12 protein-coding genes and 3 pseudogenes are annotated in these 16455 nt (G+C 63.8%); 2 read left to right on the top strand and 13 right to left on the bottom strand.

Features of this window, described 5'->3' with window-relative positions:
- Nucleotides 1–795: 795 nt before the first annotated feature.
- Together ACRQ5Q_RS11745 and ACRQ5Q_RS11740 are read right to left on the bottom strand one after the other, a co-directional pair.
- A pseudogene (locus ACRQ5Q_RS11745) lies at nt 796–1167 on the bottom strand (transposase); the annotation flags it as partial.
- A gap of 1025 nt (nt 1168–2192) precedes the next feature.
- Nucleotides 2193–2543 (bottom strand): hypothetical protein, encoded by a 351-nt coding sequence (locus tag ACRQ5Q_RS11740; RefSeq protein ID WP_439397894.1) that lies wholly within the window; start codon nt 2541–2543, stop codon nt 2193–2195.
- An 820-nt stretch (nt 2544–3363) separates the two neighbouring features.
- Between ACRQ5Q_RS11740 and ACRQ5Q_RS11735 the strand changes: the two are divergent.
- Together ACRQ5Q_RS11735 and ACRQ5Q_RS11730 are read left to right on the top strand one after the other, a co-directional pair.
- Nucleotides 3364–3711: pseudogene (locus tag ACRQ5Q_RS11735) on the top strand (efflux RND transporter permease subunit); the annotation flags it as partial.
- Between the two features lie 6 nt (nt 3712–3717).
- The gene (locus ACRQ5Q_RS11730) at nt 3718–5043 is read left to right on the top strand and encodes an MFS transporter (protein ID WP_439397892.1); all 1326 of its coding nucleotides are present in this window, start codon (nt 3718–3720) and stop codon (nt 5041–5043) included.
- Nucleotides 5044–5538: 495 nt separating this feature from the next.
- Here ACRQ5Q_RS11730 and ACRQ5Q_RS11725 read toward each other — a convergent pair whose 3' ends face one another.
- From ACRQ5Q_RS11725 to ACRQ5Q_RS11675, 11 genes and pseudogenes are all read right to left on the bottom strand, one after another.
- Nucleotides 5539–5682: a hypothetical protein gene (locus tag ACRQ5Q_RS11725; protein WP_439397890.1), complete on the bottom strand. Its 144-nt coding sequence runs from the start codon at nt 5680–5682 to the stop codon at nt 5539–5541.
- 526 nt (nt 5683–6208) lie between these two features.
- A pseudogene (locus ACRQ5Q_RS11720) lies at nt 6209–6537 on the bottom strand (acyl-CoA thioesterase); the annotation flags it as partial.
- A gap of 448 nt (nt 6538–6985) precedes the next feature.
- Nucleotides 6986–7873 carry a terpene synthase family protein gene (locus ACRQ5Q_RS11715; RefSeq protein WP_439397889.1) on the bottom strand — a complete coding sequence of 296 codons (888 nt, stop codon included), beginning with the start codon at nt 7871–7873 and terminating at the stop codon, nt 6986–6988.
- Nucleotides 7870–9417, bottom strand: a complete 1548-nt coding sequence (locus ACRQ5Q_RS11710) for a hypothetical protein (protein WP_439397887.1) — start codon at nt 9415–9417, stop codon at nt 7870–7872. The genes ACRQ5Q_RS11715 and ACRQ5Q_RS11710 overlap by 4 nt, the downstream gene beginning before the upstream one ends.
- Before the next feature lie 186 nt (nt 9418–9603).
- Complete coding sequence (locus ACRQ5Q_RS11705) at nt 9604–10602, bottom strand: polyprenyl synthetase family protein (RefSeq protein WP_439399794.1); 999 nt, start codon at nt 10600–10602, stop codon at nt 9604–9606.
- A gap of 149 nt (nt 10603–10751) precedes the next feature.
- Complete coding sequence (locus ACRQ5Q_RS11700) at nt 10752–12095, bottom strand: cytochrome P450 (RefSeq protein WP_439399792.1); 1344 nt, start codon at nt 12093–12095, stop codon at nt 10752–10754.
- Nucleotides 12095–12940, bottom strand: a complete 846-nt coding sequence (locus ACRQ5Q_RS11695) for an SDR family oxidoreductase (protein ID WP_439397885.1) — start codon at nt 12938–12940, stop codon at nt 12095–12097. The genes ACRQ5Q_RS11700 and ACRQ5Q_RS11695 overlap by 1 nt, the downstream gene beginning before the upstream one ends.
- On the bottom strand, nt 12927–13235 hold the full coding sequence (locus ACRQ5Q_RS11690; RefSeq protein ID WP_439397883.1) for a ferredoxin: 309 nt from the start codon (nt 13233–13235) through the stop codon (nt 12927–12929). The genes ACRQ5Q_RS11695 and ACRQ5Q_RS11690 overlap by 14 nt, the downstream gene beginning before the upstream one ends.
- Nucleotide 13236: 1 nt before the next feature.
- The gene (locus ACRQ5Q_RS11685) at nt 13237–14526 is read right to left on the bottom strand and encodes a cytochrome P450 (RefSeq protein WP_439397881.1); all 1290 of its coding nucleotides are present in this window, start codon (nt 14524–14526) and stop codon (nt 13237–13239) included.
- Nucleotides 14527–14614: 88 nt separating this feature from the next.
- Nucleotides 14615–15817, bottom strand: a complete 1203-nt coding sequence (locus ACRQ5Q_RS11680; RefSeq protein ID WP_439397879.1) for a cytochrome P450 — start codon at nt 15815–15817, stop codon at nt 14615–14617.
- Nucleotides 15818–15899: 82 nt separating this feature from the next.
- On the bottom strand, nt 15900–16133 hold the full coding sequence (locus ACRQ5Q_RS11675) for a cytochrome P450 (protein ID WP_439397877.1): 234 nt from the start codon (nt 16131–16133) through the stop codon (nt 15900–15902).
- Nucleotides 16134–16455 lie beyond the last annotated feature (322 nt).

Below are 16455 nucleotides of genomic sequence, written 5' to 3'. Positions count from 1 at the left end.
ACTAAAGTTTTTCGGCTCAGTACACCTATGTGGGTAATCGTAATGTTGCTCGGATGCGTACTCTGCACCGATGAAAATGCGCAGACTGATGGAGGGCCGCGGACCCGCCAGCTACACCTCTCCATAAATGGCAATCTGCACTCGCTCCACCGGTAGGAATAGGCCGAAGAGCTCATGGGCGAGACAGATGAGGTAGTGTGAGTTCGACTTTGCCCGCAACAACTGAGACATCTAATTTGTGCGCGTCGGCAGCCAAAACCGGCAGCGGAACGGCGCTCTCGCGTGCCAGGCGCACAGCGGACTCAATATCATTTGCGGAATTCGCGGTTGAGTTGCCAGAGCATCGGGTTTTTCGCCCAACAAAAGGACAGGAAGGCTTGAAATCTTACCCTGGCCATCCACGACGCATACGCTCGACAGTTCCAACGACACGTCAATTCCGGCATAGTTCTCCACGGCTGTCCTCCGTCTCCAGATGCTTGGGGCCGACTCTAGTCGTGACCCCGTTTCATCATCTATAGGGGGACAGCCACCATCATGACCCCTTGCCCATTACGGCATCTAGAACTGCCTTGGCGATTGGGTGCACTTGTCACCATAATCCCGCACGTAAGCTTCGGTACTCGCACTAACCAAGTTACGACCTGCAGCGGCAGCTCGCTAAAGTTGCAGCGCACTAAAGGCTCCTGACGATGATCGGGACAGCCCCCGTCAAGGCCAAGGCGGGCGCCGCAGGCGGCGACCTTGACGGCCTATCCCCGCTCATTCGCGCTAGCGTAGTCCGGTTGCATGCGCAACGATTGCGATGTCGGCGGGCGGCACGGGACGCGGTAGATAATAGACGCTGCCACGGCTGATCTTCAAAACTTCCGCCTGCCTGGTGATCGGCAGATGTGCTCACGATCGATCATCGCTTTGCGCTCAGCAGGCCGGCTTTGCTGAGCGCGCCTTCTAAAAAACGATCCAGGGTCAGCTCCCCGATCTTGGCGTGCAGCGCTTTCACGTCCACCGCGGGCTCGCTCATTCGGTAGCCTCCGCCAGGACCGAACACATCGGTCGCGGTTCCTGAAGCTGGGTCTTCCACTGCGTGATCTGGTTCGGGTGCACGTCCAAATGCTCAGCCAGTTGGGCCAGCGTCATCTCGCCCTTGATCGCGGCTAACGCCACCTTCGCCTTGAATGCCGGTGCGTGGTGCCGGACGGGTTGGTCTGCTCATCGTCTCTCCTGATTCGCCGGTCAATCTGGCCGCCGTCAGGCAGAAACTCCACTTACCACCCTGTCCAAAATTCCGGCACCACCTCACTCTCGTGTTGGCAATTCTACCGATCGTCTAGTAATGGGCCATGTATTGCCTTCGAGTTCCTCTCCGCCGCCCTCGATTACGGTGATGACAGCATGGAGGATTGCGTTGGCAATCGTTCTCGCCTACGGCGTTGAGATCAATCCACTTGCCGTAGCAACTATCCAACGGTTGCCCCAACGTACGATAGAATCGATCCGCCCGACGCCGGGGACCACATCGCCGCGTGCTGCCATTCGTATCCCATCGGGCCCTTCGAGCACCGCCGTTCCACCACGGACGTCCAGCACAGCCCAACCGGCAATGGTCGTTGGTCTTGTCTCGGGGACCGACAGGAGCGGCGCAGGCTGGATCGAGCCCGTCACAGACATGTCCGCCTCGAGGGCATCCGCCGATTGCATCGCACTTGGCGCTTTGGCCACAGGCTTCGGAGCAACGCTCGCGATGACTGTGAAGGGTTGATTCAAAGCAGGCGCTGTTCGCGAACCCGATGCCTTTCGGACGCTTTCGGCTTTACCGCCTACCCTTGTGTCCGGGATGTGGTGCGAAGCCGCTTCTACCTGAGCAGTCGGGTCGAGAGCCGAGATAGCTGCAGGACCGTACCAAGCGCCAGCCCACCCCAACCCAAAGCCCACACCCAAAGCGGCCGCGACGAGCCAAATAGTGAGTTTTGTATGCCGGCCCGGCGCCAATAGCGCCAAGATCTCATCTCGATTGGAGGTCGAGAAATCCGACTGATCGCGAGCGGGCCACGTGACCTCGCCACTGCCGCGATCTGGGGCGATCACGATTCTTTCCAAGGCATTCGCATGGTGCAATTGCATGCTTGGGTCCCTTGCGGTCGCCAATGATCGTGCCTGGAACTAAACCAACCCTTAACAGCCTGTACACATCAGCACGAATAAGACAGCGGTGCACCGCGATGGAACCGCCCCCGGTAGCGGCTAGCGGACGTCTCGGTCCAACTCGCGCAAAGTCGATGCAGGAAGTCGCTGGCGTGATTATATTGTGCGCGGCCTTCCAGGATATGATGAGCCAGTGGTGACATTAGGTTGCCCACGGCCTCAGAGCCAATCAGCTCGGCCCGTGATGACCACAATTCGAGGAGCCCGTCCGGGATGTCGTCGCTCGATCCAAATAGTTTCAGGCCTTCGGCGGCACCGTTATGATCATGGTGGGCCTTGGCCGCATAAAAGGCGAACAAGCTACGAAAGGCCTCACGGGAAACGGAAGGCTTAGCCATCGCAATATCCCCCACGGAATTCTCAAATGAATTTGCAAACCTGGAGCTGGACGGAAACTATTCCCTCAAAAACTTCACACGAAGAACATTCTACAGCATACCGGAAAAAGCGGCAAACCCCTAATCCATGTTAGATGCGGCTCGCTCCCCGTGGCTTGTGGCGTTCGCAGCGGGGCTTTGTGCGGCTTTTATTAAGTTAGAGTGGAAGGCGGTTCACCTCATGAGTGATAGCGGGCGATAGGTGACTTCGACCTTCAGGAGCGCGCATCTCAGCGCCGCTGTCAGATCGAGCGGCGCACGGAGAGTTCTAACGGCGTATCGGAAAGCCGCTGCGTTTGGGTACGGACAACGAAACCTCATCGCGCGTAGCAGGCCGATTGTCAGTTTGGCAACAAAATGTCACCAAGTGGATACGTAGGGTCAAAAAAAGCGAAAAATCGGCAATCTCAATTCGGCACGCCTCTTGCCTTGTTTCACGGCGTCGGCACCGATCGCCTGTGAGCGCGAGGTAGATGATTTGGCGACTTGAGCAAAGGCACGGAGACTGTGTCGCGAACTGACGTAGAGCGATTTGTCACTCTGGGGAATGAGAGTGGTCTCCTCGAACTCGTAAAACCAACTGCTACCGGCCCTGCATCGATTGTCGCGCTCTGAAAGAGCCTCGGTTACAGCTTCACACTTGATGAAGCTAAAAGTTGCATTCGAGCTCGACAGAAGTTGACGACTAAACGGCGCGCCGGTGGCACTTTTTTTCCAGTGCTACGTTCTCGACCGGCGCTGTGCAGGCCGTGCGGAGGTGGCCACGAGCGGCGCGCAAGCCGCCGCCGTGCTGAACGGGCGAGTGATGTTGACGCAGATCCGCAAGCTGATCGCGGACGGTATCGATCCGAAGACGGCCATCCGCGACGGCGCGTTGACGCGCTTCCGCCCCGTCGCGATGACGGTCCTCGTCGCTTCGCTCGGATTCGTACCGATGGCGCTGGCGACCGGCACGGGCGCTGAGGTTCAGAAGCCGCTCGCGACGGTCGTGATCGGCGGGCTTCTCACCGCGACGCTCCTCACGCTCGTCGTCCTCGCGGACCTGTACGCCCGATTCGCCATTCCGGCCACGACCGCGCGACGCAGCGGCTCGCCGCCGTCCTTGATACACGATCGCGTCGCGGAGTAGGCCGCCATGCTGACCGTCCTCGCCGATCGCACCTACCGCCATCTATTCGCCGCTCAGGTCATCGCGCTGATCGGGACGGGACTGATGACGGTCGCGCTCGGGTTGCTGGCGTTCCGCATCGCCGGGGAGAATGCAGGCGCTGTACTCGGAACGGCGCTTGCCATCAAGATGGCTGCCTACGTGCTCGTCGCGCCGATCGTCGGAAGTCTCGCCGGCCGCCTGCCGCGCCGCGCCTTCCTCGTATCAATGGACCTGACCCGCGCCGCAGTCGCCATCGCGCTGCCCTTCATCGACCAGGTCTGGCAAATCTATGTGCTCATTTTCCTCTTGCAGTCGGCGTCCGCAGCGTTCACACCGACCTTCCAGGCGACCATTCCGGACGTGTTACCGGACGAGCACGACTACACCCGAGCGCTGTCGTTGTCGCGCCTTGCTTACGATCTCGAAAGTTTGCTGAGCCCGACACTGGCCGCCGCATTGCTGACGGTGGTGTCATTCAATTGGCTGTTCTTCGGAACTGTGATCGGCTTCTTCTGCTCGGCGGCGCTCGTCGTCTCGGTGACGATTGCGCAGCCGGCCGCTGGCACCCGCACGGATTTTTACAACGACACGACACGCGGTATGCGCATCTACCTCGCAACCCCGCGCCTGCGTGGTTTGCTTGCGCTCAATCTTTCGGTCGCGACTGCCGGATCGATGGTGTTCGTCAACACCGTCGTCCTGGTGAAGGGCGCCATCGGTGGCACCGACGGAGACGTCGCACTCGCACTCGCCTGTTTCGGCGGTGGCTCGATGTTGGCAGCGCTCGTGCTGCCGCAATTGCTTGACCAGCTTGCAGACCGCAAAGTCATGCTGGCAGCGGCAGGTGTGCTCGCATCGGGGCTCATCGCTTTTGGCGTGGTACTCGCTGCATGGGGGGCGGGCGGTCGCCTTACCTACGCGCTTCTGGCGACATGGGGCATTCTCGGCATGGGATACTCCGCCGTCATGACTCCCTCCGGACGTCTGCTGCGCCGGTCGGCCGGCGCGGCGGACAGGCCCGCTGTGTTCGCCGCACAGTTCGCACTCTCGCACGTCTGCTGGCTGATAACCTATCCGCTTGCCGGCTGGCTGGGGTCCACAGCGGGACTTGCGCTGACCCTGTTCGTACTCGCGGCCTTGTCGCTGACCGCCGCCGGCCTCGCAGTCAGGCTCTGGCCCTCCTCCGATCCGGATGTTCTGACGCACGCCCATCCTGAATTATCCGGTGATCACCCGCATCTGCACGGTGACGAGCAACGCGCTCATGCGCATGCTTTTGTGATCGACGAACTTCACAAGCAATGGCCTTGAAGGTTGGCTGGGAGCGGCAACGGATAGCTGCGCTTGCCGGAACCAAAGACCCGGCGTCCAAAGCCTGACGGTTCGTCGTACGAGAGCACGATGGGTTGCTCAAGCGCACAATCCAGCGCTGTCGGCACGATTTGATCATTAACTCGACCTTTTGCTATAAGACAAATTCGAAAGCCTCAATCCCTCCTTGCGGAAGGAGTTCCCCGCCGGTGACCAAATTCTGTTCTGTGACAGCAACGACTTTCTTGATCCAGTCGGCTTCACGCGGATAACACGTCGAGCTCGCTTCAAGTCGCGTTCTATTCACAGACGCGGTCCCAGCATGGTTGGCCTGGGTGGGACAAAAATTGGTCGCTAAGTGGTGGGGTCAAGAACAGTGCGATCGGCGTTGATCTTCGGTCGCATCGATCGCGGCGTCCAGCCGGGAATAGATGTCGGAATCGATCTTGCGCGCCAGATTGTCGTTGGGCATTGGTCATTCTCCTTTGTGTTTCGTCAAAGTGTGGCGACGGCATGGATAAGCGGTGTCTCGGCGACATCGGTTCGCGGCGAACCACCGAAGTAAAGCGCCTTGATGTCGTAGCGACTGCGCAATTCGGTTGATGCGTCGGACAGCACGCTGCCGCCGCTCTCAAGCACGACAGCATGGTCGGCAACACATCACTCGCGGCCCACACTGCGGCTTGTCAGCCGCGAAACAGAGAATACCGGACCACCGAGCGAAGAGGTTGATCGTTTTTGTCTTCGCCATGTCATCATCGCGCTTGGGCTGGGCGTCTTCTTTTCGCTGACGCCGCGCTGCTCGAGGCCTACGATGCTATCAACGAGTTCGTTGTACGTCGCCGATCGAAACGAAACGCTTCGTTTGAGACGGTCCAACTCTCGCGAGATGGAGAAGTTGCACGAATCTCATTGCTTTTGCCGGCGCCTTCAAAACCTTACGAGTCGCCAACCGACTAGGGTTCTCCGCATGTGTCGCATTCATCCGCTTGCTGCGGCGTTTTCAGAAATGAGCACGACTGTCTACGATCGGCTCAAAAGCGACATGCTGGCTCCAGGTCAGCAGCGCGCGATCGCCTTGTATGAAGGAGCCGTATCGTAAGAGAAGGCCAACGCATTGTATCATTGGGTCGCTGGAGCGTTGAAGCGTGAATAAAAGGCAGATTTATTTGTGCTCTTCCATAGCAACCCTCAGAGCCTTTACTGCGCTTTTCCGCCTGAGATGAACGCGTTCCTTACACGCGCTGAGACCAAGAGATCGCCCCCGCGCCTGCACTGCTGCAGCAAGTCAATCGACGCGCCTCTCACCTCTTGCGGGACCCTGACAATGTCAAGCAGGTCGAAGACTGCCGGTTTTAGAAAATCGATTGTCATCGAACGGGCAACGAAGGCGAAGCTTGGCTCATCGTTCCGCGTTTGCTCGAGCAGCGCTTGCTGATTGCCGAGCAGGCGCAAGTAATTCGTTCTGCCACGTTCGATGAAACGCAAAAAATTCCAGCGCGGTTCCTCCTATTGCGCGTACAGGGACCCTTGTCTCACACAGGGTTTCTGAGCAAGCGTCAAAATCTTGAGCTTGGCTCCAGCTGCCGGAAGCTGAGGCAGCGGCCTGAATGCGGCAGGCGTTGCGCTGCTGACATCGACTTCGGACGAATATATCGAAGATCTATCGTCAACGCGTATTGCGGGCATCCAACCACAGCGCGCACAAGAACGTAAGCGGAGTTTTGCTGCTGCCGAAGCTGCATCTCTGGGATTTCGCGATGACGATGGCAGCCCCCTTCATCGGCAATCCATTGCCCAACTATCCGCTTCCCAAGGACTACCACTGCGTATGACACGGTGGACAATGAGGGCATCCGTCGCATCGGGCGACGGTGTTGCGTCGGATCTGACCGACGGGAGAGCGCGCACGCCGCCTCCCGCGCGTTCGGGCCCGCGCACGTTAGCCTCCTCCCGTAGCGTCGCTGCAGTAGCGGCTGGTCGAGGTCTGGTAGTACTGCACGCGGATGGTCGCCATGGCCTCGATCAACGGTCCCCAGGGCGCGGGAAAGCGTTCTTTCGCTATCACCCGATCCAGCATGCGCGTATGGCCGGCCAGCTCATCGTTGAGGAACTCCACCACAGGCATCGCCGGATAGCGCTGCAGCAGCAGGATCGCCGCGTTGTCGGCCTCGCCGGCCGACCTGTCCATGTGGCGTCCATGGAGATCGTTCTGCAGGCGCCCTATCGCGGAGATGAGCCGCAGGGCCTGGCGAAACGCCGGACGCGCACGCAAGGTCGTCATGTCCAGTCCCCAGAGCAACGAAAGGCAACAGAACACGTTCGCGTAGGCGATCGAATCGATGCCGTTGTGCAGGTACTCGGCGTAGGACCAGCGTCCCGCCCCTGCCGCCTGCGCCTGTCCGGCGCGCAGGGCCGCGCAGTAGCACCGGGTATCGTCGAGAAGCTGAGCATAGTCGCAAGGATCGTAGGCGAGCGCGGCCAGCGAAGCGCGCAGCACGGCGCAGCCCTCGAATCCGGGAAGCGCGCACGGCACGCCCTGTCCCAGTGCCTGCTCCACAGCGGCGAGCTGCTCCGGCGCGATCAGCCCAAGGTCGTTGCAATCGTCGAGCCAGAACAGCAGCGCCAGTTCGCGATAGAACGCCACGGTCAGCGTTTCGTCCTGCGGATCGCGGCCGGTGCGGGCGCTGATGTCGTGCAGGCTCGGGTGGATGCGCTGCAGGATGTACTGGCCGCCCCTGACCGCTTCCACGGCGTGCTCGTCGGCGAACCCGGTCAGGGAACGCCCCCACTCCAGCACCTGCTGCAGCGCGCGTGCGGCCTGAATCATGGCGCCGCTCCTTTTTTCCCGGCCAGGACGCGCCGCCCCCAACCAAGCGCCAGCCACAACCCGGCGAGTTCGGCCACGCGCACGACCCGGGTGGGGCAATACAGTTCCTTGCCGATCCACAGCGGAGTCTGCGGCAATGCATGCGCCGCATGCCGGGCGAGCATCCACTCCAGCGCCCGCGCCACCGCCTGCGCAATACGCCGCCGCCCTGTCGGCTCTTCGCTCCCGTCCAGCACGTGCAACGCGAACAGCGCATAGGCGGTTTCCTCGAATGTGGACGCGCGACCGGCGCCCCAACCGCCGTCGTCGCGCTGCGCCTGCAGCAGCGCCGCCAGCGCGCGCTCGTCGCGCCACCGGGGCTTGCCTTGGGCCAGCGCTGCGACCGCATGCGCGGTGGGATACAGCCACGAAACGTGCCATTTTTCGTTGTCCCAGAGACCGTGCGGGTTGCGATTGGTCTCGACGTAGGCGCTGGTGGCGGCGGCGGGGTTTCCCGACAGTCGCAACGCATGCAGGGCATGGATGTTGGTCGACACCGACGCATTGCGCTCGCCGGGGAAGGTGACGAACAGCTCGCCGAGTTCGAAATGGCGCAACGCATCGACCGCCCGGTCGCGGCCTGCAAGGCGCAGGACGCACAACGCAACGGCGGTGTCGTCAGCATCTGCCGCGAACTGCACGGCCGGGCCCAGACCGCGCACGCCCAGGTGGGCGTCGAGCTGCGCGACGATCACGCGCACCGCCGTGGCGAGCGCCGGATGCGTGAACAGACCGGCCAGATGCAAGGTGTACAGAGACCAGCATGGCTCGAACACATTGATCGGCCAGACGTTGGGAACGACACCTTCGATGCCGCTGCGCGTCGCTCGCGACGCCGCCTGCAGATACGCGTCGGCGCGCCCGACCTGCGGCGTGCTCCCCTCTGTCACGGCGTGCGCACGCCACGCGGCGGTGGCCGCCGGACTGATGCCGATGCTGCCGTCATCATCTGGCCAAGCGGTGGTCGGTGACGTCCCCCAGGCTTCCCAGGAGTGCAGCAACGGATGGCCGCTCGGCAACGTCGCCACGGCCCCCAGCTTGACCCGCGCTTGCCGCAACGGCAACAGCGCCGGGTGGCGCGGAAACGCCACGCCGCCCGGAAAGGACGCGGCCTCGTCGCAAAACCGCGGCAGGATCAGCTCCGCGCCGATCGGCGCGTCGTCCGGCACCGCATGCGCATAGGGATCGGGCTGGCGCTGGAGGAACCGCGTTGCAGCCTGGACAGCGTCGGCAGCGCCGGGAAGAGAATCGACACGCTGCAATGCCAGCAACGCCGCCCATGTCGGCGCATGACGGAACAGCGGGAAGTCCGCGCTTCCCCATCCGCCATCGGCCTGTTGCTGCGCGATGAGCCACGCGTATGCGTCCTGCCGACGGGTCACGTTGCCGTGGAATTGCAGAGTTCGCGCCGTGTCGTAGATGGATGGACCGACGCTGCCGCCATCGCGCATCTGGCTCAGCAGGTGGCGCAATTCGGAAAGGATCTGTTCAGCTAGCGCGTTCACGCGGGATGTTCCTTCTGCACACGGTTGACGGGAACCAGGATCGGGCAGACGCCGCGCACGTCGCCGCGGGCACGTCGCGGCCTTGCTGGGCACCGCTGCGATTGGCGCCGCGGATTCGGACAACATGCACCGCTGCCGCCGGCCGATCGCCGCGGCACAGGGGCGACTCCATGCGGACCGGCGCGCTCATGCGCATGGCGCGTGCTTGAACAGATACCCGTTGGCCCGCTCCAGGATCTGCGCCAACCGTTCCGCACGCGGCCCCAACGGGGCGACGGCCTCCCCGGCGTCGCGCAACAGATCCGTCACGAACTGCCGCGCTGCCTGCAGCCCCATGATCGACGCGCAGGTCGGCTTCCGCGCCGCCGCGTCCTTGCCGGGGGTCTTGCCCAGCGTCGCGGCATCCGCTGTCGCGTCGAGAATGTCGTCGATCACCTGCAACGCCAGGCCGAAACAGGCGCTGTAGCGATCGAGCGCACAGTACAGCGCAGTGTGCGCGGCATCCTCCGCGATGGCGCATAGCGCGCCCATGCGAACGGATGCGCGCACTAGCGCTCCGCACTTCATCCGGTGCATCACCAGGATCCTGTCCAGCTCGACGTGCTTTCCAACCAGCGACAGATCCATGGCCTGCCCGCCCGCGGCACCCTCGGCGGACACCGCCTGCGCCAGTTCGCGCACGAGCGCGATACGGTTGTCGCCCGGAACATCCAGGCTCGCCAGGGTCAGGAAGGCGTGCGCCTGCAGCGTATCGCCGACCAGGATCGCGGTGGCTTCGCCGAACTTGACGTGCACGGTCGGAAGGCCGCGGCGAAGTACGTCGTCGTCCATCGCGGGCAGATCGTCGTGGACCAACGTACACGCGTGCATCATCTCGATGGCGGCACCGACGTCATCGAGCATGTGCGCCGGCGTGTCGGCCAGTGAGCCGGCAGCCAAACAGAGCAACGCGCGGGTGCGCTTGCCGCCATGCAAGGTGGCGTAGCGCATCGCCGTCATCAGCTCGGTCTCACCGTCGTCTTCGGCGCAGAGAAGACGCGCCAGCGCCTGTTCGACCCGCTTTGCGCCGTCCTGCATCCAGATCTCGGGCAGCAGCCTGCCGGATGCGCCGCGCGCCTGCGCGACCAACCCGCCGCTTGCGGAAACGCCAGTTGGATCGTCGTGTGGCGTGGAACCGGTCTGCATGTTGTTCATATCCTTGTCCTGCCAGGAGACGGCCCCGGCGAGCGGGGAGCCGCCGCGGTGTTGCTGGCCTCGCACCGAGCGCGCCGAGTGCAGCAATGCAGCGCGTCGACGGCGCCGCTGCCTCACTACACTGGGCATGCGATGCCAGCTCATGAGAATCCGATGCGGATAGTCATCGACGGATGTGCGGTCGGGTAATAGCGACGGCCTTTTTCGACGCTGCTCAGCAACCGCGGCCGCACCCCGGCCTCGTGCATGGTCAGCCCCAAGGCGATACAGAACTGCACCAGTTCCAGCCACGCCAGGTGGTAGCCCATGCAGACGTGTGGGCCGGTACCGAACTGCAGCATGTCCACCGGCCGGATCGGCTCGGTGCGTTGCAGCCACCGCGCCAGCCGAAACTGATCAGGCGCCTCGTGCAGCAGCGCCGAGGTCGAGAAATGCAGCAGCGGGATGCACAGATCGGTGCCCGGAGGAATGCACCGTTGGCCGAGTCGCAATTCACGTACTGCGCGACGCACTAGGAGCGGCGTCGCCGGATGCAGGCGCAGCGTCTCGCGGAACAGCGCCTCGGCGACCGGACACTGCGCCAGGTCCGCGTGCCGGGTCGGCACCGCGCCTACGCGTTGCGCCTCCTCAACCAGGGCGTCCCATAACCCAGGCTGCCGCGCTAGCTCGATCACCATCCAGGCCATCGTCGAGGCGGTGGTGTCGTGACCACCAAGCAGCAGCAAGCGGATATTGGCGACCAGGACGTCATCGGAAAGCGCATCGTCGCTGCGATCGAAGGCGCTCACCATGTCGTTGATCAACCCGGTGCGACAGGCATGTTCGCGCGCGGCGCGGACGAACTGGCGCAACCGCGCATCGATCCAGTCGCGGGCGGCGCGGCCGCGCCGCAAGGGCAGTCCGGGCAGGTCGACCGGGGGCGCGACGATCAACTGCAGCAGTTGCCGGTACTTGCGATGCCATCCCGGCAGGTCCTGCGCGGGGATTCCCATGAGACTGAAGATGAGCTTGAGCATCAGATCGCCGGTTTCGCGCAGGATGGTGACGTCGCCCCGGTCGCGCCACCTCTGCACGCGCGCCCGGATGACGGGCGCGAACAGCTCGCCGATGCCGGCCTGGGTCAGCCCCTTGGGCAGAAGCGCCGCCTGGATCGCATCGCGCGCCTGCCGGTGCGCGATGCCGTCCTGGGCGACCAACGTTCCGCCAAACAATTCGGGCGCCATGTCTTCGATCAGCGCCGAGGACACGTCCTTGTGCCGGAGCAGTGCGAGAGCATCCGGATCCATGCAGGTCATCAGGTGGCCGGCAGGGCCAAAATCCAGCCAGAAGTGGCTACCCAGCGTCCGTTCTGCGTGCCGCAGCAGGCGCGGCAGGTCTCTGGCGATGGCGGGAAGATGCCCGACCAAGGGAAAAGCGCCGGGCACGACCGGGATGTCGTGCCGCAGCCGATGCCGACGGTTCAGCGGGTTGAGCAGCATGTCCATCAGCCGCATGGCGTTGCGGCCGCTTCGGCGGTGTCGTCGGCAGGCCGGGCGGCGCGGCTGTTGCCACCGTCGGCGTATGTCGGTACATGCGCCAGCATGCCGCCGTCGATGCACACGACCTGTCCGGTGATGAACGCAGCATCGTCGGAGAGCAGGAACGCCACCAGCGCGGCCACGTCGTCAGGGCGGCCGACGCGCGGCAGGAGCTGGTGCCGGCGCAGATGGGTTTGCATGTGCGCGTCCAGCTTGGCGAGGAGACGCTCGGTCATGATGAGACCGGGCGCAACCGCATTGCAGCGGATCTGCGCATGACCGTACTGGGTGGCGAGCGAGGCCGACAGCATGTTCATCGCCGCCTTGGACGCGGCGTATGATGTCAGCGCGGTGTCACCACTGAGCCCCTGGCACGACGACATGTTGACGATCGCGCCACCGCCGCGGGCGATCATCTGTGGGATGGCCTGCCGGCAGCAGAGCAGCGTGCCACGCAGATTGGTCGCCATGGTCTGATCCCAGACCGCCAGGTCCAGCTCGAGGATCGCGCGGTCGCGCGGGGTCAGATGCATCGCGCTCGCGTTGTTCACCAGCAGGTCGACCCCACCGAAGTGCCGCTCCGCCGTCTCGAACAGCGCCGCCACCGCCTGCGCATCGGCGATGTCGATCGCCAGGGCGAGCGCGTGGCCCGCCGCGGCCGCAATCTGAGCGGTGCAGGCAATAGCCGCCGTGCCATCAATGTCGGCCACCACCACTCTGCCGCCCTCGCGCGCGATGGCGAGGGCGCATGCCTTGCCGATGCCGGCGCCGGCGCCGGTCACTACGGCCACTTTGCTTTCAAACCGTCCCATCGTGTCGCCCTAGATTGTGCTGGTCTTTTGCCGCGTGCCGCTCGGCCTCCGCTGGAGAAGGCACAGGGTCGGCGCTGGCGCGCTCGCCATCGCCAGCGTCGCTTTCGATGACCCGAATGGCGGCGACCGGGCACTGGCTCGCCGCGAGCCTCACGGCGGCCTGCAGCGCCTGCGGGACCGTCGCCACGCATACTTCAGCCACGCCGTCCGGTTCGCGCTGCCGAAAGGTGCCCGGCAGCGTCAGCACGCACTGACCGCTGGTTCCGCACAGCTCCTGGTCGACCATGACACGCATCTCAGCTCCCCTGCGCATGCAGCCGCACCGGCAGCGCGCGGAACGTCCGAAGGAACGCCGAGGGCTCCCGGGTCGGCTGCTCGGCCAATGCCAGCGTGGGGAAGCGGGCCTGGATCCGCGGCAGGCTCTCGGCCAACTGTACCCGGGCCAGTTGCGCACCGAGGCAGAAGTGAATGCCGTGGCCGAAGCTCAGCATGATCTTCCCGTCGGTCGACATGCCTGGACTGGTGCCGTAGAACCGCGCGGGATCGAAGCGATCGGGATCGGCGAAGGCGTCCGGGTCGCGATTGCCGGACGCGATCAGCACGCGCACGTCCGAGTTCTTCGGGATCAGCACCCCGCCCAGTTCGATGTCGCGCTGGGCGATACGCGGGATGGAGCTGAACATGGCGGGAGCCTCGCAGCGCAGGACTTCTTCGACGAATGCCCTCACCCCCGCGGCGTCTGCCTGCAGCCAGTGCCGCTGTTCGGGATACGCCAGCATCGCCAGGACGGCATGGTCGATGCTGGCAGCCGTGGTGGTGAAGCCGCCCAGGAGCATGCCCCAAAGCATGCTGATCAACTCCGCATCCGACAGCCTGTCGGCATTATCGTCATGTGCGCCGACCAGCATCGACACGATGTCGTGGCGGGGATTGGTGCGCCTGCACTGTATGAGATCGCCGAAGTAGGCCTGCACTCTGGCGCTGGCCACGTCCGCCGCGGCGAGCTGGGGATCGCTGGCGTGCGGGCTGAGGCCTTCCAGAATGCCGCCGATGCTGGTGGCGAGCCCGAAAATGTCGTCCTGGGCCATGCCAAACAGTTCGGCGAAGACCAGCATGGGCAAGGTCAGCGCGAATTCCCGATGCAAGTCCACCGCCTCCCCGCGCTCCAGCGCGGGCGCCATGGCGTCCAGTCGCGCTGCGACGATGCGCGCGATGCTCGGCCGCAGGTTGTCGATCTGACCCATGGTGAAATCGCGCGAGACCAGCCGGCGCAGGCGCGTATGCGTCGGTGGGTCCTTCATCGCCAGCGTGGACGCCAGCAGATTGAGCGACAGGGTTCTCGCCGCACGCGGGAAATAGCGCGCCAGTTCGCCCGGCGCCGGTCCCCGAAACGCATCGCCCGTGGCCTTGAACGCCCAGGAGATATCGGCGTGGCGGCTCAACAGAAAGAGGCCCGACGCCGCGCGATGCACCGGATCGTGCTCGCGCAACCACCGCATGAATGGATACGGGTCGTGGATGCAGGTTGGCGACGCCAGTTCGGTGAAGGCGTCCCGGCATGCTGCCGTGGTTTCTTGCACGTACATTACCTGTTGGCTGGCTGATGTGACGGGCGCGCGCGAAGCGCGCCGGCAGTTGCGGAGAAGATCGCGATCGCCCGGCGGCGTCCGCGCCTCACCAGAGCACCGGGAACTCCTCGAACCCACCAGTGATGATCTCCTTGCGCAACTTCAATTCTTCGGGCGACACGGCCAGGCGCAGCGCGGGAAAGCGCTGGAAGATCGAACCGAACACCACCTTGAGCTCCAGCCTGGCCAGCGCCGCGCCGATGCAGCAGTGCGGCCCGGAAGAGAACGCCAGGTGTGGCTCTCCGTCGCGTCCGATGTCGAAGATTTCCGGGTCGACGAAATGGCGCGTGTCGAACGACGTCGCCGGCAGGCCGACCAGCACCTTGCTTTCCGGGGGAATATGAACGCCCGCGATCGTCACGTCGGTCCTCGGATAGCGCATGATGCCGTCCCAGCCCGCGCCCGGCGGGTACATACGCAGGATTTCCTCCACCGCCTTGTCCACCAGGGATGGATCGCCGATCAGGCGTTCGCGCTGTTGCGGATGGCGTAACATGGCCAGCAAGCCGAATTCGATCTGCGCGACGGTGCTCTCGTGGCCCGCCACCAGCATGCCCGCCGCCAGACCGATCGCCTCTTCCTCGGTCGCCTTGCCTTGGTCAACAGCCGCGAGCAGAGCCGTTAGCAGGTTGTCGCCCGGATCCTGGCGCTTGTCCCGCATCTTGCCGCGAATGTAGGCGCGCAGTTCTTCCCAAGCCAGGCGCGACGCGCTGCGCGGGCCGCTTTCATGCTGGTGCGTCATCACCTCGTCAGACAGCCCGGCGAAAAAAGCGTGATCCTCGTAGAGCACGCCCATCAGCGCGCTGATGACCATGGCCGGAAGGGGAAATGAGAGGTGGCACCGCAGGTCGGCGGGTTGGGGCTGCGCCGCCAACGTCTCGAACAACTGCGCGGCGATCGCCTCGACCTGCTGGGCGAGTAGTTTCATCCTGTGGTTGCCGAACGCGGGTGCCACGATCTTGCGTAACCGGGCATGCTCGCCCCCCTCGTGCGAGACCAGCCAGCCCGGCGAACCGAGAATCACCGAATCCGGGGTGAATGTCGCCGGCGGCATTCCTGCGGGCCGGAACGCCGCGTCAGACAGCACCGCCTTGGCCTCGTCGTAGCCTGTCACCCACCAGCCTTCGTGCCCGGACGGGAAGCGCACGCGGTGGATCGGACCGTTGGCGCATAACACCAACATCTCGGGCGAGGGCTCGATGTGATCGACGCGCCACATCGGCAGCGTCGGCAAGGGTTGTTCGGACATGGTGGCACTTCACTGTCTAAGCGATGGAAGGGCGGAAGGTGACCGGCGGGCGCTGCGGGCAGCGAATGATGTAAGACGGCATTTAGACGTCGTCCTCCGCGGCGATGATCAGCGCCAGATCCTCCAGTCGCACGAACAGAGCGGGGAAGGCGCATCGCAATTGCAGGCGCGCCAGCGCAGCGCCCGAGCAGAAATGCGGCCCTTCGCCAATCGACAGTTGCGGGTTGTGCCGAGTGACATCGAACGTGTCGGCATCGCCATAGATCGACTGACCGTAGGGATTGGTGAAGGAGGTTCGACGGTACCTCTCCGCCAATATAGCCTCCGGACCAGCCCCACACGACCGTTGGCAGTTTCACTCCTGGCTCAAGGTTCGCCGTTTTGGTTGCACCGCTCGCGACGGGCGCGATTGTTGCGGCTCCCAAAAGAAGCACTCTAGATCGCATCCAACACTTGCCTGCATTTTCTCGGTCAACACCGAGCGCCAAGTCACTGCCACAGCAAACCGTCGGAGGGGACCAGACGCGAACGCGGCGGTCCGTCGGAAGACCATCGCAGTGCGATTGGCGACTTGCCGTGAACAGAGCAAATCGCGTGCCGAAGTGAATTCGCAGGCTCAGCAGACACTTCGTAGCGCC

The organism is Bradyrhizobium sp. PMVTL-01 (assembly GCF_051861855.1).
In the GTDB taxonomy this organism is placed as follows: domain Bacteria; phylum Pseudomonadota; class Alphaproteobacteria; order Rhizobiales; family Xanthobacteraceae; genus Bradyrhizobium.
The sequence above is the reverse complement of the archived record's forward strand: the minus strand, read 5'-3'. Positions and strand labels throughout refer to the sequence as shown.